Genomic DNA, 21,973 nt, shown 5'->3' with positions numbered 1-21,973 from the left:
CTTTATTCATTCCAGCCTTACTGCTCGCTGATGGATTTCACCTCGGCCTTGGCAGCACCGCCAATCGCAATGCGCTTAGGCTTGGCTTCCTCCGGTACCACCCTGAGCAGGTCGATGCTCAGCAACCCGTTGGCGAGTTGTGCGCCCTGCACTTCAATGTGGTCGACCAGGCGGAACGACAAACGGAACGCGCGCTGGGCGATGCCCTGGTGCAGGTAGGTGATGCCCTCATCGTGTTCGCGCTTGCCGCCGGCGACGGTCAACACGCCTTTTTCCACCTGGATCTCCAGGTCATCCTCCACCAGGCCTGCCGCCGCGATGACGATCCGGTAGTGATCTTCACCGTGCTTCTCGACGTTGTGAGGTGGGTAGGTGGTACCGGCCTCGCTGCGAAGCGCCGATTCAAAAAGGTCATTGAAGCGGTCAAAGCCGACGGAATGACGGAACAGTGGGGCCAACGAAAGAGTAGTAGCCATTGCAAAATCTCCTGAGTTTTCTCCAAGTGATTTGACACGCGACCCGTATTCGGCATCGCGTAAAACCTAAGTAGGTTCAGGGGAAAAAATTTCAAGCAGCGCCAGCAAAAAAATTTATCCGCTGCTGTGATTGCGTGCAGACAGGCTGACGCAATGAGCATCCCCCTAGGTCGAACAATCACTCAACGCCACATAGCGAAACGACAATTGTTGACTAGACTCATGGGCGCACTGCACTGGCAATGGGAATCGCTGCATGAGTGAAACAAACGCGCGGGCAGGGATGTTTTCCAGCCCGTGGCGACACAGGGAGTTGTTGTTTTCCATGGTCCAGCGGGAAGTGATTGGGCGTTATCGAGGCTCCATCATGGGGCTGTTGTGGTCGTTCCTTAACCCGCTATTCATGTTGCTGGTCTACACCTTCGTGTTCAGCGTGATGTTCAAGCTGCGCTGGCCCGCGGGCGACGGTTCGCGCACCGAGTTCGCGCTGCTGGTATTTGCCGGCCTGCTGGTGTTCAACGTGTTCGCCGAATGCGTGGGGCGTGCGCCGGGCCTGATCATCGCCAATGCCAACTACGTCAAGAAAGTCGTGTTCCCCCTCGAGATCCTGCCGTGGGTGGTGCTGGGCGCCGTGTTGTTCCACACCCTGGCCAGCCTGGTGATCTGGCTGGTCTTCCACCTGGTGTTTTTCGGCTGGCCGCCCCTGACCAGTGTGTTGCTGCCCCTGGTGTTATTGCCGCTGGCGCTCTTCACACTGGGAGTCACCTGGCTATTGGCAGCGCTGGGGGTTTACCTGCGTGATGTCGGCCAGGTGGTGGGCGTGCTGACCACGGCATTGATGTTTGTCTCGGCGATTTTTTACCCGACCAGCGCATTTCCGCCGGCCTACCAGGGCATCCTTCACCTCAACCCGCTCACCCTGGTGGTCGAACAGGCCCGTGACGTGCTGTTCTGGGGCGTGATACCGGACCCTTTCACCTGGGTCTGCGGCCTGCTGGTGGCCGGGGGTATCGCCTGGCTGGGGTTCACCTGGTTCCAGAAAACCCGCAAAGGATTTGCCGATGTGCTCTGACATCGCCGTACAAACGGCCCACCTGAGTAAGAGCTACCACATCTACGACACGCCCAGGGATCGCCTGTGGCAGCTGTTGTCTCGCGGGCAAAAGCAGTTCTATCGAGAATTCTGGGCACTGCGGGACGTGTCGCTGCAACTGTGCAAAGGTGAAACGGTAGGGATCATCGGTCGCAACGGCAGCGGCAAATCGACGCTGCTGCAACTGATCTGCGGCACGCTCAGTGCCACCTCCGGCAGCATTGAGAGCCATGGCCGCGTGGCGGCGTTGCTGGAGCTGGGCTCGGGCTTCAATCACGATTTCACCGGGCGTGAAAACGTCTATATGAACGGTGCGGTATTGGGGCTCAGTCACGCGGAAATCGACGCCCGTTTTGCCCAGATCACCGACTTTGCCAATATTGGCGACTTCATCGACCAACCCACCAAGACCTACTCAAGCGGCATGCTGGTGCGACTGGCCTTCGCCGTCGCGGTGTGCGTGGACCCCGACATCCTGATCGTCGATGAAGCCCTGGCAGTGGGCGACGCGTCCTTCCAGTTCAAGTGCCTCAATCGGCTGGAAGCACTCACCCAGCAAGGCACGACGCTGCTGTTCGTGTCCCATGACATGGCCATGGTCAAGCGCTTTTGCAATCGAGTGATTTACCTGCGCGAAGGCCAGGTGCGTGCCAGTGGCTCTCCCGAAGAAATGGCCGAACTCTACCTGCTGGAAATGCGTGACGAACAGCGTCGCTGGGCCAGCGGCGGCGCGGTGGCGGTCGCCCCCAAGGCGTTTCTTGCCCAACAGGCTGGCATCGCCTTTGGCACCGATGAGGGGCATATCGTTGCGGCCTGCTTTACCAACACGGACAGCCTGTATTCAAGCTTTGTGTATGGCGAGACCATCCAGCTGCGTATCGAAACCCGGGTACGCGAAAGCATCGACCTGCCGACCCTCAGCGTGACGATCCAGGAGGCCCGGCTGCTGGTGATCGGCGGCGCCAACCTGCCGCTTCACCTGGAGGCAGCGCACGAGGGCTGGCGCAAGGCGACGCTCAACGTCCGCTTCCCCGCCAACCTTGCGGCGGGCAAGTACCACATCACGCTGAAACTGATGAACGGCCACCTCGAAGAAACCGCGCAGCTTATCGAGAAGCAGGTCGCGCTGCTGGCGTTCGACACCTTGCCGGGCCCCCGGGAATTCCTTGGTTTCGTCGATCTGGGAATAGAGGCCGGTCCTGCCCCTCACACGAATGAACCGGGGGTGCTGCAATGAGCCGAGAGTGGCAGGTCGGGATCTTCGGCACATTCGATGTCGCCAATTATGGCGACTTGCTGTTTCCCATCCTCGCCGAGGCGGAATTGACCCGGCGCCTGGGCACGATAACGCTGCACCGGTTTTCCTATCACGGGAAAACGCCGTCCGAATGGCCGTACGAGGTCACCTCACTGAGCCGTTTGCCGGACATCGCCGGTCAGTTGGATGGAGTATTGATCGGCGGTGGTTTCATTGTGCGTTTCGACAAGCTGGTGGCAAGCGGTTATTACCCCCCGGATGCCGCCATTCACCACCCCACCGGCTACTGGCTGACGCCCGCGCTGATCGCGCTGCAACATGGCATCCCGTTGATCTGGAATGCGCCGGGCATGCATTGCAACGACATCCCGCCGTGGGCCGCACCACTGGTGCAACTGACCCTCGAACACAGCCCGCACATCAGGGTACGCGATGCGCTGTCCCAATCGGCCCTGGCCCAACTGTCACCGACGGCCCAGGTCGAGGTGCTTCCCGACACGGCCTTTGGCCTGCCACGCCTGCTCGACCCTCAATCGCCTTCTGCCCCGTTCCTGGAGCTGTGCAGCAGCGCCGGCCTGACCCAACCCTATCTGGTGGTGCATGCGATGTGGGGGTTGAACAGCTTCCTGCAGCTGTGGCAAACCCATGCCGGGCAGTTCGAGGACGTGCAACTGCTGCTGCTGCCCATAGGGCCAGTACTGGGTGATCACGAATCCGTACTGGGCGACGGCCTTGCGCGCGCGCGTTGCCTGCCCTTCTGGCCAGAGCCCCTGCTGCTGGCAGAACTGCTCGCCCATGCCGAAGGAGTAATCGGACACAGCTACCACCTGGCGATCAGTGCATTGGCCTTTGGTGTGCCGATCTTCTGCTCGGCGGACCTGGGCACCGGCAAATACACTGCGCTGCCGAGCCATGGACGAATATTCCAATTATGCCGGGACCAGCCGATTGATCCGCAGTGGTTTCGCGCACAGCTGGGCAAGCAACCGGTGTCCCAGGTGACCGCCGACGCGATGGTACAGATCGACGCACATTGGGACCGCGTGGCCGAGTTGATCCGCGAAGGTCGCAGGCCCACGCAGCCCGCGCTCAACCGCTACTGGCAAGCCTTGCCGGGTGTTCTCGAAGACCTGCACTCACTCCTCGAAAGCCAGGCCGCCGAGCGGCAACACGAACGCGAGCAACATCAACAGGCACTGGAAACGCTGTACCGCTCCAACTCGTTCAAGCTGACGGCGCCATTGCGCCATCTGCGCCGAACCCTGAACAAATGGCTGGGAGCCCTTCGACATGATTGACCTGAGCAAACTGACGGCCCAACGCCTGCAGACCGTGCCTTTTTCCTGGGCGCAAATCGGTGCGCTCTACACCCCCGACGATGCCAAGGCGCTGGCCGAAACCTACCCGCACGACCACTTCAAGACGGTCTCCGGCTACGGCGGGGCCAAGGACTACGAATACGAGGCGCGGCAATTGATCGCCATGGGCAGCCACGAAGTGGTCAATCCACAAGCCTTGAGCCCGCAATGGCTGGCACTGGCCCACAGCCTCTGTTCGCCGCAGTACCGCCAGGCCCTCTCCGCGCTGACCGGGGTGGACGTGACCGAGGTCCCCATGGAGGCCAACCTGTTCCACTACGGCCCCGGGGCCAACCTCGGGCCGCACCCGGACCTGGACGACAAACTGGTCACGCACATTTTGTACTTCAATCAGACCTGGGACCCCGCCGATGGCGGCTGCCTGCAGATCCTCGGCTCTGCCAGGCCCACCGATATCGTCGCGCAAGTGACGCCCGAGGTCGGCAACTCGGCGATTCTGGTGCGCGCCGACAACTCCTGGCATGCGGTTTCACGGGTGGTCGAGGGTTGTCGTTCTTCCAGGCGCAGCGTGACGGTGACGTTTTACCGCCCCGGCTCTACCAGCTCGATGTGGCCGGACAACGACCCGACACCTCTGCACGCTTACGGCGAACAGCACAACACAAGGTTTTCATGAAGGACGGCATCATGGATAAGGACACTCTGGCCACCCTTGAGCGCGAAAGCGTTCGCATGGAACGCGATGCGGCCATCAGGGAGCGAGACGCGGCGCTGGCCTACATCGCCATGTTGAAAAATACCCGCTCGTGGCGGATCACCAAGCCCTTGCGGGCGCTGCTGCATTGGTTGAGGTATCGGGCGCCGCACACAGAAGCCGACACGCCCGACTTCCTGCACGGGCAATATCTGCCGTTGCACACTGCATCGAAAAAAACACTGTCGCCATCGGCTGATTCAGCATCACCAGAGGCGCGCTTCGACATCCTCTGCTTCGCCAACATCGACTGGGCCGCACGCTTCCAGCGGCCCCAGCAGTTGATGAGCCAGTTCGCCCGTCACGGCCACCGCGTGTTCTACATCATGCCCTCCCGCAGCGCCGAGCCTGGCCAGGCCTACAGCACCTTGGAAGTGGCACCCGGGGTATTCGAGGTGACATTGCAGCGCGACGAGTTCGTAGACTGCTACACCCAGCGCATGTCGGAAAAACACCTGCAAACCTACGCCAACGCAATCGATGCGCTGGCCAAGGATTGGCGCATAAAAACCGCAGTCAGCGTGGTGCACCTGGCGTTCTGGTCTGCGCTCGCGCATCGGTTGCGCGGCACCCACGGCTGGAAAATCCAGTACGACTGCATGGATGACTGGGTGGGCTTTCCGGGGATCGGCGCGACGTTGCTGGAGGAAGAGCACACCCTGGTCCGAGACGCCGACCTGGTGACGGTCACCGCCGCCCTGCTGCAGGAAAAATGGGCCGCGATGAGCCGCAACTGCCTGTTGCTGCGCAATGGCGTGGATGTCGAGTTCTTCGAGCGCAATTGTGTGCCCAACCCCTTGATGGCGGAGATCGAGCGGCCGCTGATCGGCTTCTACGGTGCCCTGGCCGAATGGGTCGATTTGCCCTTGATCGCGGGCATCGCCCGGCTGCGGCCGGACTGGAACTTTGTGTTGATCGGCGACATTTTCGTCAAGGACCTGGCCGGGCTGGACCGCCTGCCCAATGTGCATTTACTCGGCAGGAAGCCCTATGCACAGATGCCGTTGTACCTCTACCACTTCAATGTCTGCCTGATCCCGTTTCGCCTGTATAACGTGACCCATGCGGTCGACCCGGTGAAGTTCTACGAATTCATCAGCGCGGGCAAACCGGTGGTGTCGGTGCCACTGGAAGAAATGCAGATCTACGCGGATTTCGTGTATTTCGCCAGCGAACCGCAGGCCTTCATCGAGCAGATCGAGCGCGCCCTGAACGAAACCGATACCCAGGCCGCCAGCCGGCGCGTGGCACTCGCCAGCGCCAATGACTGGCGCCACCGCTTCGACGCCAACCTCAGTGCGCTGAAGTCCTTGCACCCGAAAGTGTCGATCGTGATCGTCACCTATAACAATGTCGAACTGACCCAGGGCTGCATCCAAAGCCTGTTGCGCAACACCACGTACCCCGATTACGAACTGATCATTGTCGACAATGCGTCCTCGGACGACACGCGCAACTACCTGCGTTACCTGGGCCGCACCCACGCGAACGTCACCCTGGTGCTCAATGACCGCAACCTGGGCTTCGCCGCCGCGAATAACCAAGGGCTGCGCCTGGCGGCCGGGGAATACCTGGTGCTGCTCAACAACGATACCGTGGTGCCCAAGGGCTGGGTCGACCCGTTGCTGCGCCACCTGCAAGACCCGCAGATTGGCCTGGTCGGCCCGATGACCAACTCGGTAGGCAACGAAGCGAAAGTGCTCGTCGACTACGTCGGCCTCGAACACATGGAGGCCTTCGCCGATCAACACGTCGCGCGGCATCGCGGTCGCACCTTCGATATCAGCATGCTCGCCATGTTCTGCGTGGCCATGCGCCGCGAGGTGCTGGAACGCATCGGTTGGCTGGATGAGGCGTTCGGCATCGGCATGTTCGAAGACGATGACTACAGCCGGCGCATCCAGGCGGCCGGCCTCAGGACCGTGTGTGCCGAGGATGCCTTTATCCACCACTACGGGCAGGCGTCCTTCAAGAAGCTGATTGCCAGCGGCGAGTATCAAGCGCTGTGGGACAAGAACCAGGCGTACTTTGAAAGCAAATGGGGCACATGGACGCGCCCTGAACCGCAGCGCAAATCGGGTAACCCTTGACCAACCAAAGGAAGACACCGTGTTCAAGCGAATCATGCACAAGCTCAACGGCAAGCGCGAAGGGATCGGCGCCGACAAGCAAGTCACAGCGGATCACTGGTCAGAAAACATGGCCGGCTCCGACGCCTTTTCTGCGGATGTCTATTGGCTGGCGGTACCGACCGTACAACGCCGCCATCAGCACAAGGCAACGGCGGGCAGCGGCCATCCGGGCTGGGTGCAGTACTGCCTGAAGGAGTTTCTCGGCAACCCGGCGCCAGGCACACGGATGCTGAGCATCGGCTGCGGCACCGGCACCCTGGAGCGCGAACTCTACAGGCTCAAGGCGTTCGAGCACTGTGACGGCGTGGATATAGCGCCTGCCGCCCTCGAGGTGGCCAGAGCCGAGGCGCTGGCGATGGGCGCGTCGACGATCCAGTACGCCCTGTGTGATATCGAACGCACTGACCTGCCAGGCAATCACTACGACGCAGTCTGGTTCAATGGCTCACTGCACCATATCCGCGAGCTGGAAGTGGTCTGCCAGCGGGTTCGCCATAGCCTGAAACCCGGCGGCTGGCTGTTTTTCAATGAATATGTCGGGGCCAATCACTTTGCCTTTGATGCCCAGCAAAGGGCGGCCATCAGCCATGCGTTCGGCTTGATTCCCGAGCATTTGCGCCGCTCATTCGTGAAGGGTTCATACGGCCAGGTTCAACAGGTCGTGCCACTGCCCGACCCCGCCGAGGTGGTGAAAGTCGACCCGTCGGAAGCCGTGCGTTCGGCAGATATTCTGCAGGTGGTGCAGGAGCACTTTGATGTGCGTGCGCTGAACCTCTGCGGCGGTTCGCTGCTGCAGTTTCTGCTGCACGGTATCGCCGGCAACTTCACCGCGGACAACCCGCAGTCCCTCAGGGTGCTGCAGATGTTGTTCGACATCGAAGACGGGCTGATCGAGTCGGGCACGCTGAAAAGCGACTTTGTGGTGGTCGCCGCATCGCCGAAAACGTCAGGATGAGGTCGCCCCGCCCATGCTGATCGAGCGACGCCCATCTGGCCGGCAGCGCTGGCGCGCGGTGTATCACCGGCTGCCGTTGCCGGCCAGCGCGAAAAAACTCCTGGCAGTCATCTACCGACGTGCACTGCTGCCCGCTGCGCGCGCATTGCGCGGCGTACTGCAACCGATGAAAACCTTCGCCGACCCAGCGCCGTCGTCTCAGCCTGCGCCTCAGCCACAACAGGCCGGACTGGCGGATTACATTATCTGGGGCGCTATCGACTGGGACTTGCGCCACCAGCGCCCGCAGCAACTGGCCCAGGTGCTGAGCGCCACCGGGCGGCGGGTCATCTACGTATCGGCCTCGTTGATACACGCCCCCCAGGCCGGCTTTGAACTCGAGTCGCTGGACCAGACCCAGCGGTTGTTCCAGGTCAAGCTGTTTGCCCGTGGTGCACCGTTTATCTACGCCGCAGCGCCTGACGCCGCACTGGTTCGGCAGCTGTGCCGCAGTATTGGCGAGGTACTCCTCTGGGCCGGTTCCGCCCGGGTCATTTCACTGGTGCAGCACCCTTTCTGGTGTGACATTGCCGGTGAATTACCCAACAGCCGATTGATCTACGATTGCATGGACCATCATCAAGGCTTCGGCGACAACGGCCCAAGCATCCTGCAGCTGGAGCAACGGCTGGTGCGCAACGCGGACGTTCGGCTGTTCACCTCCGATTGGTTGGCCGAGCAATGGCCGGCCCAGGCCAATGAAACTCGCGCCATCCTGCGCAATGCCGCCGACTTCACCCAGTTCTGCACCCCACCTGTCTCGATCTACCGGGATCGCTTGCAACGTAAGGTGATTGGCTACTACGGCGCCATTGCACACTGGTTCGACCAGGCACTCGTCGCCCGCATCGCCGAGGCGTTTCCACAGCATGTGGTGCTGCTGATCGGCGCCGATACGGTGGGCGCGCGGGCGCAATTGAGTGGCTATGCGAACGTAGAATTCACCGGCGAAGTGCCCTATGCCACCCTGCCCTATTACCTGCATGGCTTCGATGTGGGCATCGTGCCGTTTCACATCACGGCACTGACGCTCGCTACCAACCCGGTCAAGGTCTACGAGTACCTGAGTGCCGGGAAACCGCTGGTCTCGGTCGACCTGCCAGAAATGCAACAATTCGGCTCCCTGGTGCAGGTTGGCCGCGACGGCCCGGCGTTCATTGCCGCAATCACGCGGGCATTGCTGCCAGCGACGACCGAACAGATTGCCCAGCGTCAGGCGTTCGCTGCCCGGCAAACCTGGACACACCGCGCCGATGCGCTCATCACCCTGGCCGAACGCCGCGACCACGCGGCATGCATCAGCGTGATCGTCGTGACCTACAACAACCTGGCGCTGACGCGGGCGTGCCTGGACAGCCTCGAGCACGACAGCGAGGGGCCTGAACTGGAAATCATCGTGGTGGACAACGCATCCAGTGACGGCACCGCTGAATTTCTCTCGCAATGGGCGGCCGACAGCGGCCAGACGATCGTACTCAACACCGACAACCGCGGTTTCGCCGCCGCGAACAACCAGGGCCTGGCGATCGCCAACGGTGAGTACCTGGTGCTGCTCAATAACGACACGCAGGTTACCAGCGGCTGGGCGAGTACCTTGCGCCGGCATTTACAACGCAATCCCGAGCTTGGCCTGATTGGCCCGGTGACCAACAACATCGGCAACCAGGCCAGGATCGACATCGACTACACCAACCTCGCAGACATGCCACAAGCGGCTCGGCGCTTTACCTGCCGCCACCTTGGCGAGGTGATCCGGCTGCCGACCCTGGCGTTCTTCTGCGTGATGATGCCGCGCAGTACCTACACGCGAATCGGCCCGCTCGACGAAGTGTATGGCCGTGGATTCTTCGAGGATGACGACTACTGCCGACGTGTCGAACACGCCGGCCTGGTGAATGCCTGCGCCCGCGATGTGTTTATCCATCACCAGCTTTCGGCATCGTTCGCGCTCATGAACCAGGATGAACGCCAAGCCCTGTTCGAGCGCAACAAGGCGATCTATGAAGCCAAGTGGGGCCCGTGGGAGCCCCATGAATATGAGTAACTAACGCAGGTCGTCCTGTGACAATAAAAATCCCCTGGGCGCGAAGCCAAGATCACGGGCAGCCTCGGTATGCTCGAACACCAGGTCCTGGTTCATGCGCTGCGCCATCGCCGCCGACCAATGGCGGTAGCGTGGCAGTACTCGCAACAGCCACAACGTCATCCGGAACACCCAGAGCGGCACCGTGAGAAAACGCGGGCGGCGCTTCTGCGCGGTGAACACGCGGGAGACCATCTCCCGATAGGGCAATGTTTCTGCGCCGCTGAGGTTGTAGGCATGGCGGCACACCTGGGGTGCCTGCAACGCACGCACACAGGCGCTCGCCACATCCTCGGCATGCACGGGTTGACGCAGCCCCATCGCGCCACCCAACAGCGGGAAAAAGCCGAAGCGCCGAATAAAGCGTGCGATCTCGGTGATGTTTTTGTCGCGGCCCTGGCCGTAGATCAAGGTCGGACGCAGGATGCCCCAGTGCACCCCGTGGTCCTGCGCCCACTGCTCAACACGCGCCTCGGCATCGCCCAACAGGTTGGCGAGGCGCCGCTCTGCGGAGTCGACGGAGTGGCTTTTGCTAAAGCGACTGGTGGAAGACAAGGCCACGACTTTGCGCGCTCCGCAGGCCTGCAGCAGCGCAAAATGCTGCGGCAGCGTCCAAATCGGTGCCACGCAGATCCAGTAGGGAATCGGCGCGGCATACGCGCTTACACCCGTCTCAGAAAGCCGTTGCCAACTGACCGTGTCACTGTCGCTGCCGTGCCGGGGCTGGCGGGAAAAAGCGACGACCTTGAACTGTTCGCGCACAAGCAACGCAAGCAGGCAGCGGCCTACCAGGCTACTGGCCCCCAGCACACCGACCGTGACCTCAGGCATGCCCACCCCGGGATCGTCCCAGCAACCAATTGAATCCATGGTAGATGCAGACCAAACCGAAGCGCAGCCACACCCCCAGGACCACCCACCACCACAACCCCTTGGGGTAGTTGACCCTGAAGAACTTTGCGTAGAACCGCACCATCCCTCGGTGTTTGTGCCACTCGACAAAAAACGGTCGATTCCGGCTACAGGCGCCCCGCCAGTGCATGACGCGCGCCTGTGGCACAAACACGACGCGCCACTGTTTCAGCTTGAAGCGCATGCACCAGTCCAGATCCTCGCAATGCAGAAAATAGCCTTCGTCCCAGAGGCCCACAGACTTCAACGCTTCACGCTTGACCAGCATGCAGGCACCGGAAATGGCTTCCACCGCGGCGGGCTCGGTGGGCAGCGGCTCACGATGCAACAGGAAGTCGGCGCACAGCGTGGGAAACACTCCATCCAGGCGCGATAAGCCAAAAGCCCGGACGAATGCTCTCCTGGGGGTCGGAAACACCCGACGCCCGCCCGGCTGTTCGGACCCATCGGGGTTGCATAGAAAGCCCCCCACCATGCCCGTGGCGGCATCCGCGTGCAGCGCTTCCATCATGCCCTGCAATGAGCCCGGCAGCAGGACACAATCCGGGTTCAGGAACAACAATGCGCCGGCACTCGACACCCCCACACCGGTATTACAGGCCGAGGCAAAGCCCATATTCCGCTGATTCCGGATGATGCTCAGGCGCGTATCGGCCAGGCACCCATCCAGGTACGCCAGGCTGCCGTCACTCGAGGCGTTGTCCACCACAATCACCCGCCGCGCGCCTTCCCTGAAGGCCGACGCCACGCATTCGCCGAGCAGCGTGCCGACGTTGTAGTTGACGACGATCACGTCGCAGTCATGGATGAAGCGTGGCCGCATCAAAACGCGCTTCCCATGAGTGTTGCAGTGCAAATGCACGGGCTTGATCCGCATTGCGCTCACACTGCAAGGCGGCCTCGGCCAGCCCGGCAATATCGCTGTGCGAGTGACTGATGAAAACACCCGGCAGCCCTGAACGGCCATGCATCTCGCCGAAGTCAGTCGAGATCACCGGCAATGCCAGGCCGCGGTATTCGTAGTACTTGATCGGATCGACCGACGCGGTGAGCAGGGTCTTTTTGAAAGGAATCAAGCCCACGTCGAACTCGGCCATGGCGGCCAACGCCGCGCCATGATTATCGGCAGGCAACACCACTACGTTGCTAGGCAAGTGCGCGGGCACGGCGCCGAAGATCGGCCCCATCAAACGAATTTCATCGTTGGGCCTGGCTTCGGCCAAAGCCGCCACCCAGGCCCAGTCAAACCAGGTGGCCAGGGTGCCCACGTAGCCAAAAACCTTTCGACTCGATGACGTCGACGCCCGCTTTACGGCAGAGATCGCCGCTAAGTCCAGGCCGTTCAGCACCAGGCACACCTCGTTGCGATAACGCCGCCACTGCGCGTCGAGCACGGAACTCGACGTCCAGATGACGTCCACGCGCTGGACGATCAGCCGCTCACGGCGCGCCAGGGCCGATCGCGAGAGGCCGGTATAAAACGCCGGGAAATCGTCCATCGCGTCATACAAGGACGCGCAGTGACGAAGCCGCTGCAACAACAGATGTGCCAGGACCGAGGGCTTGCCGACCACGAGCAAGGCTGGGGAGGCGTGGGTGAATTGATCGATCCTGCTCAATGCATGCCGCCAGCAAAAGCGGTTCACCCAGCCCGAGCCCGGTAGAGGTTCTATCGGTAGACCGCCAGGCTTGATCAACGTGAGCCATGGCGGCGTACCGCTGGGTGGACTCGTTTGCGCGCAGGGCGCAGCCGTCTTGAGATCGCTCCATCTGGGCAGCCGCGTGGGATAAGGATCGACCCAGAGCACCGACGCCCCTGTGCGGCTGTGCACCCAATTGACAAACTTGTGCGGCCGCTGGGCGAAGCTGTGCCAAGGCAACGGCGAGAGAAATACCAGGCGCTTCAAGAAAAGTGCTCGCGCAGGACCTTCACGATACGCCCGGCAGCCTGCCCATCGCCGTAGGGCGAAACACCTCGTACCATGCCACGGTAGGCCGACTCATCGTCAAGCAGGCGCTGCGCCTGCTCGATGATACGTTCATAGTTGGCCCCCACCAGCTTGACGCTGCCCTGCTCCACCGCTTCCGGGCGCTCGGTTTCATCCCGCATGACCAGCACCGGCTTACCCAGCGCCGGCGCCTCTTCCTGGACGCCTCCCGAGTCGGTCAGGATGAAATACGCCGCTTTCATGGCGGCGATGAACGCCGCGTAACCCAGCGGCGCGCACAGCCTGAAGTTCGGTATACCTGCCAGGCACGCCTGTGCGACGCCCTGGATATTCGGGTTCGGGTGCACAGGGTAGAGAAACTGAACCCCAGGGTTGTTCTCGGCAAGGGTGCGCAGCGCTCGGCAGATGTCGAGAAACGGCGCGCCAAAATGCTCCCTGCGATGGGCCGTCACCAGCACCAGGCGCTTGCTCGGATCAAGATCAAGGCCGATCTCCACCTCACTGGCCGCGGTCATGAGCAGGGCATCGATCACCGTGTTGCCCGTGACGAAAATGTCCCCACTGGCTACGCCTTCTTTCAGCAGGTTTTGCCGAGTGCCTTGCGTTGCCGCGAAGTGCCAATGCGCTAATTTACCGGCAATGACCCGGTTGGCTTCCTCGGGGAACGGATGCTGCAGATCCCACGTGCGCAGGCCGGCCTCAATATGCCCCACCGGTATACGCCGATAAAAACAGGCCAGGGCACAGGCCATCACCGTGGTGGTATCGCCTTGCACCAGAACCGCATCGGGCCGTTCTTCGAGCAGGACAACATCCAGCTTGAGCAATAACTGCCCGGTCAGGGTGGCCAAGGTTTGATTGGGTCGCATGACGTCCAAGTCGATATCGGGCTCGATGCCGAAAAACGCCAGGACCTGATCCAGCATGTCGCGATGCTGTGCCGTGGCGACCACACGCACATCGACCCAGCCCTGCTGCTTCAAGGCCAGAATGACCGGGGTCATTTTGATCGCTTCGGGACGCGTTCCGACCACGCAAAGAATTTTTTTTACCGACACATCAAGCCTATTTCCCTATTCGATAAGTGGCTGAATCGCTCAGGCGTTCAAGCTCATGCTCACGCACATTCCGCTGTGCTGTTTTGATGCTGTAATGGTGAAAATCCGGACTGCGGACAGCGAGAGTGCGGCGTCGAGACAGGTTCGTAGCGGGTCTCGACGCCCATACTGCAGCATAGACACAGACTGCAATACCTGCACGGTGGATGGACTAAAGGACGGCCTGGTCCCGACGAATTCCCGCAAATCTACGCCAGGGAATGAGCGCACCGGTTCATGCCTGATGCGGGTGCTCTGGAAATGACGTGACCGACCCGTCGTTCGAGCCTGAAGACCGGCCCGTTACAGTGCATAACAGGCCAAGGCGGCTATCCGTTTTTTTGCAGCGCCTGTGAAAACGCCTGCTCAGGCCTGGCTGATATCCAGCAATCGAGGCATGGCGATCGCCAGATAGTCCTGCGTATCGAGCACCATCGACGCATCCAGCCGCCCCGCGTTGAAGGCTATTTCGGCGTAGCCTGTGGTCAAGGCCGGATCGACGATCAATTGAATCCGCTCATCGAAAACAAAAGGAGGGATGGCGCCGATCCGGCACCCGGTCAGTTCCATGGCGGTTTCGGCCTTCACCAGCTCGGCTTTTTTCCCGCCCAGGGCCGCTCCGACTTTCTTCATGTCCAGCTTCTGGTCGCCTGGCAGTATCACCAGTGCATAGGGGCCGGCCTGACCCTTGAGGGCGCAAAGCATGGCCTTCGCGCCTTGGCCGGGCTCGGTGCCACGGATTTCGGCGACGCGCGCCGACTGGCCCTCGGCATCGTGCATCAACACCCGGTAAGAGGCTGAGCGGGCATCGAGTAATGCCACGAGGCGATCGAACATGGGATGCATGGAGTTTTCCTCTGGTTTACAGGAACAGGTCGTAGGACAGCTTGCTGATCAGAATCACCAGTAACACCAGGAATAGAGCCCGGACAAATGGCACGCCTTTATGAACCGCCAGCCAGGTGCCGGTGAGCGCGCCCAGGATGTTGAATGCCGCCATGGGGATTGCGATCAGGTAGAGCACGTTACCCGTCGGAATGAAGAATATCAGTGCCGCTACGTTGGTCGCGATGTTCACTAGCTTGGCCGATGCCGAGGCATGGAGAAAGTCGAAGGCGAAGCAGCGGATAAACAGGAAGATCAGGAAGCTGCCAGTGCCGGGACCGAACAGACCATCGTAGAAACCGATGGCGCCGCCGATGACGATCGCCAGCAGTTTTTCCTTGGTACCGATGCGCATGGGTTTGTGCAGGGCGCCGAAATCTTTTTTCCAGAAGGTGTAGATCGCCATCAGCACAATCAACACCAGCACCGCCGGCCGGATCATCGACTGGGGTACGAACGACACCGTGGCGGCTCCGAAGAAGGCCATGACAAAGGCCGCGCAGGCGGCGGGGATCACAAGTCCCCAGTCGATCACCACCTTGCGCACGAAGGACCGGGCCGCGAATGCGGTACCGCAGGCGGCCGCGACCTTATTGGTACCCAGCAGCGCCGCCGGTTGAGCGGTGGGTAGCACGTTGAATAGCGCGGGAATCTGGATCAGTCCGCCGCCGCCCACCGCCGCATCGATCAGGCCGGCGGCGAAGGCGAACACGCAAAGGATGACAATATCGACCATGAAATCAGGCTCTGACTATGTAGGGTTGATGAGGGTCCAGCGGCACCACGCGTGCCGGATCATTGACCCCGAAGACACGCAACATCCAGCGATCACGGCCGTCGTAGCGGGGGGTAAAACCATCCCGGGCATGCAGGGTTTGCTGGTTCTTGAAGATCAGCATGTCCCCTGGTTGCAGCATGATGTGGTGCACGACATCGGGATGATTGGCGGCGGCGGCAAACAGCTGGAGGGCAAACTGCGCAGGGGCGCAGGTCGCTTCGACACTCGCTTTGTTATAGCGGCAATACAAGCCATCGGTTGCGCTTCTGTAGAGCAAGGGGACGTTTTCCAGCACATTCCCCTGCTTGCCGAAGGAGGCCGGTCGGCGAACGGTGAAGTTCGGTCGTGACAGTTCTTCTTCGACGTAGGCCGGCAGAATGGCCAGCACCTCGTCAATGGCGACGATGCGCGTCGGCACCTCGAGCTCGCAGCGCAGGCCGGTCAGGGACAGGTACTCCGGACAGGCCGACAACTGCGAGACGGGTTCGCAGGTCAAAGGCAGGTGAGGGTTGTCGACATGCATGTCCAGATCCGCGCGCGAGCCATAGGAGCTCTTTTCGGTCTCTCGCTTGCGCTTGGGCGATACGTGACGGAACACGGTGTCGGTGCTTTCGCCCTCGTACGCCAGCGGACGGGTTTGCAGAGTGTGCAGCACGGACAAAATAGCCCCGGCCAGAATCGACAGGTTCTCGATACCCGGCTCCAGGTCATAGGGCGTGGCAGGCAGTTGCGGGTCCAGCGGCAGCCCCCTGACGATCATCGCCACGTCACGGGCTTGTGGAAAATTGCGCAGCTGTTGGATTTTCTCGGTGCCCAGGACACTTTCCAGCAACCGCCCCAGGACCGGCATGCGGCGGATACCCGAGGCGCTATCGGTCACGTCCAGCGACGCCAGCCCGGCCTGAAGTGTGCGTTGTTCTTCCAGCGACAGATGAATTTGCGGTATCTCCCGTCGGGTCGAAGTCACTGATTTTTTTTCCAGCCTTTCATGAATGACTTCATCAATACACGCTGCGGCTTTCCCGATTACTTCATCCAGCTTCGACACGTCCTTGCGCTCCTGTTTGCACCATCCTTGTGGGTTGAACGGGAAGGTTAACGGAAGGGCCTTTTTTGTGTTGCAATGCCGCGTTGTGAAAAATGCAATGAGGTGGAAAGTGGCATTGAATATGTTGGGGGAACTTGAAGCCTTCGCGACCGTGGCTCGCAAGCGCAGCTTCGTCGCCGCGGCACGGACGCTGGGGCGCTCCCCCAGCGCACTGACCCGTGCCGTTCAAGCCCTGGAGGAAAGTGTGGGGCTCAAGTTGTTCAATCGCTCGTCCAATGCCGTGAGCTTGACCGAAGCGGGCGAATGCTTATTGCCCCACGCGTACAAAATGCTCGATCTGCAACGTGAGGTGGATGAAGACCTGGCCGGTCTCAGCGGCCTGGCCTCCGGCTGGATCCGTTTTTCCGCCCCCGAGGTGCTCGGACACGGGGTATTGCCCCGGTTGATCGCGCAATACTGCGAGCGTTATCCAGACGTTAACATCGATGTGATTTTCACTGATGAGATCATCGACCCGGCCAAGAGCAAGCTGGACTTCTCGATTCGCGGTGCGTTTCCACAATCCAGCGACCTGATCGGCTTTGCGCTCTGGAGTTACTCACGTTACCTGTATGCCAGCCCCGGCTACCTGGAGCGCAACGGCATGCCCGACTCCATCGAGACACTGGAGTCGCATTCGCTGATCCTGCATACGGCGCCGCGGATTCTCAAGGAGTGGAATTTTCGCAGCGAGGAGCAGGCCATCAGCTTTCGGGTTCATCCAAAATTTCGTTTCAGCTCCGGCCTGGCAGTATTCCAGGCAGCCCTGGCGGGCGTCGGGATCGCCCGCCTGGCGGATTGGATGGCGGAACCCGAAGTGGAAACTGGGCGCCTGCTCCGGGTGTGTCCTGAGTACAAGCTCACCTCCAGCAGCGGTGAGAGCCCACAGATGCACGCGGTATACCCGGCCGGAAACTTGCCGCTGCGGGTGAAGGCATTGATGGAGATGATCCGTGGCTTAGGTGAAAGCCTCGAATGTAAACGCGGCTCAGCACCTCTATGAAGACGGCCCTCACGTCGCTGTGAGGGGGATTCATTCAAGCATTCTGAATCGCCCCGGCACCGTAGACATCTCCAGCCTGCCAGGCTACGTTCATTAATGAGGCGTCATGGGAGGAAGATAGAGGGTGTAAGCGCTGACCTTAGATTCCTTGTTCAAACGCTATATTGGGCTCCACTCCAAGTACTCCCGCGGGCAAGCAAAGCGTGTGTTACTCGGCGATTCAGCCATCCAATTTGGTCATGCCAAAATCACAATGGAAGTCACGGAGCAACTGAGTGACTGGCTCTCCCATCAAGCTCACACCAATGCAGTTGCAATCTTTCTGGAACGCCAGGCAAATCCCAGCACCATCAGCAGCCCTAGCCCCGCCACTGCCGCTCCAGCCAGGGAAATCGCCGGATAACCTAGCCCGGCATTGATCACCGCACCGCCCAGTGCCGCACCAATCGCATTGCCGAAGTTAAACGCACCGATGTTCACCGCCGAGGCCAGATTGGGCGCGTCCTTGGCAGCTTCCATGACGCGCATCTGTAGCGGCGGCACCAAGGCGAAACTGGCGATACCCCATATCAGGATGGCAATGGCCGCCGGCAGCGGCCAACGCATCAGTACCGTAAACGCCAGCAACACGAGAATCAGCACGCTCAGCGAAACGATCAGTGTGCGATCTATCGAGCGGTCGGCGGCCTTGCCGCCCCACATGTTGCCCAGTGTCAGGCCCACACCGAACAGAACCAGCATGGCGGTTATGTAGGCGGTGGACGCGTGGGTCTCGCTGCTAAGGATCGGCGCGATGTAGGTGAAGACGGTAAACATTGCGCCCGAGCCGACTACCGTGAGGGCCAACGCGCCCAGCACCGGGCCACGGCCCAGTACGCGAATTTCGGCCATTACACCGACGCCTGGCGGCGCCTTCAGGTTGGGCAGGGCGAACCATAACGCGGCCATGGCGACCACGCCGAGGCCGGTAATGCCCCAGAATGCAGTGCGCCAACCGAACATTTCGCCAAACCAGGCGGCCAGCGGCACACCGCCAATGGTCGCCAGGGTGAGGCCCATAAACATTGCCGCGACCGCTCCGGCACGTTTCTCAGGGGCGACCACGCTGGCAGCAACGATAGAGCCAACGCCAAAGAACGCACCGTGGTTCAGTGAGGTCACCACCCTGGCGATCATGAGGCTGTAGTAATCGGTCGCCAGGGCTGACATCAGATTACCCAGGGTGAAAATCGCCATGAGTCCGATCAGCAGATAGCGCCGGGGGATCCTGCCGGTAGTCAGGGTCATCAGCGGCGCGCCGAGCAGTACACCCAAGGCGTAAGCACTGACCAACAGTCCCGCAGCGGGAATAGAAACGCCGAGATCCGCAGCGATGCCCGGCAACATGCCCATGGGGGCGAACTCGGTAACACCGATGCCAAAGGCACCTATGGCAAGTGCGACAAGTGGTGGATTGATACGCATGGAAGGCTCCTTATCTATGCCGCCAATGCTACGATCCAGCGTTTTAAGGCGGTAGATAGCATTTTTGGCAATCACCTATGCGTAAGGGGCACAAATGGACTTCAACGGCAGATCCGGTGACATGCTCGTGTTCGCCACCGTGGCGCAGGAAGGCAGCCTATCGGCTGCCGCGCGTGCATTAGGGCTCACACCCTCGGCGGTCAGTCGGATCATCGCGCGTACCGAACAGCGCCTTGGCACCCGACTGCTGTTGCGCACCACCCGAGCGATCAGCTTCACTGCCGAGGGCGAGGCTTTCCTGCGCGGCGCCCGGCGTATCCTGGCCGATATGGCCGAGGTGGAAGAAGCCATCGCCGACCAGGGCGTACCCAGGGGCCGATTGCGGGTCAGTGCCGCCCTTGGCCACGGGCGGCTGGCCATCGTTCCCTTGGTGGCGGCATTCAGCGCCCGCCATCCGAACATCTTGGTCGACCTCACCCTCGGCGACGAAGTGGTCGATATTCTCGGCGGCCAGGCCGATGTGGCGGTACGTTTTGGCCATCTGCCCGACAGCCCGCTGACCGCGCGCAGGATCGGCGACACCGGCCAGGTAGTGGTGGCATCGCCCGAGTATCTGCAACGCCACGGCATCCCTCGCGAACCGGAAGACCTGCTACGGCATAACTGCCTGCGCTTCAACTTCCGGCGTGCCGAACCCAACTGGCCGTTCATCCGCGACGCAAGAGAGTTCTCCCTGAAGGTCTGCGGCAACATCGAATGCAGCAGTGGTGAAGCGCTGGCACAACTTGCGCGAGTAGGTGCGGGCATTGCGCGTATCGGCGAGTTCAGCGTGAGCGAGGATCTGCAGCGCGGTGACCTGATACCGCTGCTGGAAGCCTGGAACCCCGGCGACCGGGAACCGATTCATGCGGTGTTCGTAGGCGGCTCGGCAATGCCGGCGCGGGTGCGATTGTTCGTAGACTTCTTGCTGGAGCATCACCGGATGTAAGCGGTGGCGTCAGCTGATTGAACGAATCATTGGAATGGATCAGTGAGAGATTAGGAATGCAGGTGTGCGAAATGACCTGGTCGGCCCGGGCCTCGTTGTTCGCGATCAGTTGATAGGTTCCACCGCGCGCCTCATGCGATAGCGCATAGAACGACGACAGCGACGGCTGATTAACAGTCATTTGCTAGCTGTATTACACGCCTGGCGTGTTCAGCGTCGAACGCCATATTCGTGGCAAATGGGTTTGCGACAACTGCGAAACCTTGATTCAAGAGCCGGTGCCGGCGCAAGTTATCGACAAAGGCATCCCGACTGCCGGGCTGCTGGCTCAGGTGATGATCGTGAAATACGCCGATCATTTGCCGCTGTACCGCCAGGAGCAAATCTTCGGGCGAGCCGGTCTCGCAATTCCTCGATCAACGCTGGCCAGTTGGGTCGGCGCTTGCGGTGTGCAATTGCAGCCACTGGTGGATGCTCTGCGCGACGTCGTGCTTGAGCACAACGTGGTGCATGTCGATGAAACGCCGGTGCAGATGCTCGCACCGGGCGAGAAGAAGACCCATCGTGCTTATGTTTGGGGCTATGCCACGACTGCCTTCGCTGAGATCAGTGCGGTGGTGTACGACTTCAGCCCTGGCCGCTCGGGCGAGTATGCCCGCAACTTCCTCGGCGACTGGAAAGGCAAATTGGTCTGTGATGATTACAGTGGTTACAAAGCCAGTTTTGCACTTGGCGTCACTGAAATCGGTTGCATGACCCACGCCCGCCGAAAGTTTTATGATCTGCACATCACCAATAAAAGCGTGCTCGCCGAGCAAGCGTTGCGGTACATCGCGGCCCTATATGAAATTGAACGCGAAGTCCGCGATTTGGAACCGGATGTCCGGCGACGAATACGTCAGGAAAAAGCAGCGCCCCTGATGGACGCGTTTCATGCCTGGATGACCGCCCAGCGCGAGCTTTTGCATGAAGGTTTGGGGATTACCAAAGCCTTGGATTACAGCCTAAAACGTAGGGCTGCGTTGAGCCGTTATCTGAACGACGGCACGGTGCCCATAGACAACAACCATATCGAGCAGCAAGTTCGACCTTGGGCTCTTGGAAGAAAAAACTGGCTGTTCGCCGCGTCACTACGCAGTGGCCAACGCGCTGCTGCTCTAATGAGTTTGATCCAGTCGGCCAAGCTCAACGGTCACGATGCGTATGCTTATCTGAAGGATGTTCTTACTCGCCTGCCGACGCAGCGGGCGAGTGAGAGTGGGGAGTTGTTGCCGCATCGATGGCAACCGGCTTAGCTGCACAAGACGGCATTTCCGGAAGCTTACAGTGCTTGGGCGTACGCTCAGTGTAAAAATCGAATGGCCTGCATGGGTTCGGGATCTTAGTTTTATGTGGTGCAAACCAAGTTGCCGACTCGTGCAGGCTTCTCCCATAACTCCAACTTCTTAATTTTTCTTAAGAAGAATCGAGGAAGCGGAGGGTCAACCCCTTACTCTGTTCACTCTTCAATCTGATCAAGCAGTACTCCAACCTCACTCATAAAGTCTAAAGCTCGTTCCCTATTAACCCCGATTCGAGTTTCAAACTCAAAAACTTCTATACCATTACATATTTCATTCAGAGCCGCATAAATGAGCAAAAGCTCCTCACGTTCGATACTGATGCTAGTCTGATTAGATACAGATTCAATGATTTTCATTA

General features: G+C 60.5%; 19 protein-coding genes and 1 pseudogene. 10 read left to right on the top strand and 10 right to left on the bottom strand.

The features are described 5' to 3' along the window. Positions 1–17: 17 nt before the first annotated feature. The gene (locus BFP99_RS15315; protein ID WP_027603994.1) at positions 18–476 is read right to left on the bottom strand and encodes an Hsp20 family protein; all 459 of its coding nucleotides are present in this window, start codon (positions 474–476) and stop codon (positions 18–20) included. Between the two features lie 256 nt (positions 477–732). Between BFP99_RS15315 and BFP99_RS15310 the strand changes: the two genes are divergently transcribed. The 7 genes from BFP99_RS15310 to BFP99_RS15280 are packed head-to-tail and all read left to right on the top strand — an operon-like array spanning position 733 to position 10,070. Beyond that, positions 733–1,548: an ABC transporter permease gene (locus BFP99_RS15310; RefSeq protein WP_065947619.1), complete on the top strand. Its 816-nt coding sequence runs from the start codon at positions 733–735 to the stop codon at positions 1,546–1,548. Beyond that, positions 1,538–2,806 carry an ABC transporter ATP-binding protein gene (locus BFP99_RS15305; protein WP_065947618.1) on the top strand — a complete coding sequence of 423 codons (1,269 nt, stop codon included), beginning with the start codon at positions 1,538–1,540 and terminating at the stop codon, positions 2,804–2,806. Before BFP99_RS15310 ends, BFP99_RS15305 begins: the two co-directional genes overlap by 11 nt. Then, entirely contained in the window at positions 2,803–4,125 is a 1,323-nt protein-coding gene (locus tag BFP99_RS15300) for a polysaccharide pyruvyl transferase family protein (RefSeq protein WP_065947617.1), read from the top strand. Before BFP99_RS15305 ends, BFP99_RS15300 begins: the two co-directional genes overlap by 4 nt. After that, positions 4,118–4,822, top strand: coding sequence for a 2OG-Fe(II) oxygenase family protein (locus BFP99_RS15295; RefSeq protein WP_065947616.1), 705 nt, complete (start codon positions 4,118–4,120; stop codon positions 4,820–4,822). Before BFP99_RS15300 ends, BFP99_RS15295 begins: the two co-directional genes overlap by 8 nt. A gap of 11 nt (positions 4,823–4,833) precedes the next feature. Further along, a complete protein-coding gene (locus BFP99_RS15290) occupies positions 4,834–6,990 on the top strand; it encodes a glycosyltransferase (protein WP_065923922.1) in 2,157 nt (718 codons plus the stop codon). A 19-nt stretch (positions 6,991–7,009) separates the two neighbouring features. Next, positions 7,010–7,987: a class I SAM-dependent methyltransferase gene (locus BFP99_RS15285; protein WP_242001093.1), complete on the top strand. Its 978-nt coding sequence runs from the start codon at positions 7,010–7,012 to the stop codon at positions 7,985–7,987. A gap of 13 nt (positions 7,988–8,000) precedes the next feature. Continuing rightward, positions 8,001–10,070 carry a glycosyltransferase gene (locus BFP99_RS15280; RefSeq protein ID WP_065947615.1) on the top strand — a complete coding sequence of 690 codons (2,070 nt, stop codon included), beginning with the start codon at positions 8,001–8,003 and terminating at the stop codon, positions 10,068–10,070. Here the strand turns inward: BFP99_RS15280 and BFP99_RS15275 are convergent, their stop codons facing one another. From BFP99_RS15275 to BFP99_RS15245, 7 genes are all read right to left on the bottom strand, one after another. Further along, positions 10,071–10,940, bottom strand: coding sequence for an NAD(P)H-binding protein (locus tag BFP99_RS15275; protein WP_065947614.1), 870 nt, complete (start codon positions 10,938–10,940; stop codon positions 10,071–10,073). Then, a complete protein-coding gene (locus BFP99_RS15270) occupies positions 10,933–11,844 on the bottom strand; it encodes a glycosyltransferase family 2 protein (protein ID WP_065947613.1) in 912 nt (303 codons plus the stop codon). The genes BFP99_RS15275 and BFP99_RS15270 overlap by 8 nt, the downstream gene beginning before the upstream one ends. Continuing rightward, positions 11,822–12,928 (bottom strand): glycosyl transferase, encoded by a 1,107-nt coding sequence (locus BFP99_RS15265; protein WP_065947612.1) that lies wholly within the window; start codon positions 12,926–12,928, stop codon positions 11,822–11,824. Before BFP99_RS15265 ends, BFP99_RS15270 begins: the two co-directional genes overlap by 23 nt. Continuing rightward, on the bottom strand, positions 12,925–14,028 hold the full coding sequence (gene wecB, locus BFP99_RS15260) for a non-hydrolyzing UDP-N-acetylglucosamine 2-epimerase (RefSeq protein ID WP_256097648.1): 1,104 nt from the start codon (positions 14,026–14,028) through the stop codon (positions 12,925–12,927). The genes BFP99_RS15265 and wecB overlap by 4 nt, the downstream gene beginning before the upstream one ends. 405 nt (positions 14,029–14,433) lie before the next feature. Beyond that, on the bottom strand, positions 14,434–14,913 hold the full coding sequence (locus BFP99_RS15255) for a YbaK/prolyl-tRNA synthetase associated domain-containing protein (RefSeq protein ID WP_027603983.1): 480 nt from the start codon (positions 14,911–14,913) through the stop codon (positions 14,434–14,436). 16 nt (positions 14,914–14,929) lie between these two features. Then, positions 14,930–15,688, bottom strand: a complete 759-nt coding sequence (locus BFP99_RS15250) for a sulfite exporter TauE/SafE family protein (RefSeq protein WP_027603982.1) — start codon at positions 15,686–15,688, stop codon at positions 14,930–14,932. Between the two features lie 4 nt (positions 15,689–15,692). Then, positions 15,693–16,778 (bottom strand): TauD/TfdA family dioxygenase, encoded by a 1,086-nt coding sequence (locus BFP99_RS15245; protein ID WP_065923906.1) that lies wholly within the window; start codon positions 16,776–16,778, stop codon positions 15,693–15,695. 109 nt (positions 16,779–16,887) lie between these two features. Between BFP99_RS15245 and BFP99_RS15240 the strand changes: the two genes are divergently transcribed. Further along, entirely contained in the window at positions 16,888–17,820 is a 933-nt protein-coding gene (locus BFP99_RS15240; RefSeq protein ID WP_065947611.1) for a LysR family transcriptional regulator, read from the top strand. Positions 17,821–18,117: 297 nt separating this feature from the next. On the opposite strand, the gene BFP99_RS15235 is transcribed toward BFP99_RS15240, so the two are convergent. Next, complete coding sequence (locus BFP99_RS15235; RefSeq protein ID WP_065947610.1) at positions 18,118–19,284, bottom strand: MFS transporter; 1,167 nt, start codon at positions 19,282–19,284, stop codon at positions 18,118–18,120. Between the two features lie 94 nt (positions 19,285–19,378). Here BFP99_RS15235 and BFP99_RS15230 point away from each other — a divergent pair, with 94 nt between their 5' ends. Together BFP99_RS15230 and BFP99_RS15225 are read left to right on the top strand one after the other, a co-directional pair. Further along, the gene (locus tag BFP99_RS15230; protein WP_027603978.1) at positions 19,379–20,272 is read left to right on the top strand and encodes a LysR family transcriptional regulator; all 894 of its coding nucleotides are present in this window, start codon (positions 19,379–19,381) and stop codon (positions 20,270–20,272) included. A gap of 188 nt (positions 20,273–20,460) precedes the next feature. Continuing rightward, positions 20,461–21,567: pseudogene (locus BFP99_RS15225) on the top strand (IS66 family transposase); the annotation flags it as partial. A 203-nt stretch (positions 21,568–21,770) separates the two neighbouring features. Here BFP99_RS15225 and BFP99_RS15220 read toward each other — a convergent pair. Then, positions 21,771–21,971, bottom strand: coding sequence for a hypothetical protein (locus tag BFP99_RS15220; RefSeq protein ID WP_065923907.1), 201 nt, complete (start codon positions 21,969–21,971; stop codon positions 21,771–21,773). Positions 21,972–21,973 lie beyond the last annotated feature (2 nt).

Origin of the sequence: Pseudomonas sp. 1 R 17 (genome assembly GCF_900067035.1) — a bacterium.
GTDB lineage: Bacteria > Pseudomonadota > Gammaproteobacteria > Pseudomonadales > Pseudomonadaceae > Aquipseudomonas > Aquipseudomonas marginalis.
This window is presented reverse-complemented; position numbering and strand designations above follow the sequence as displayed.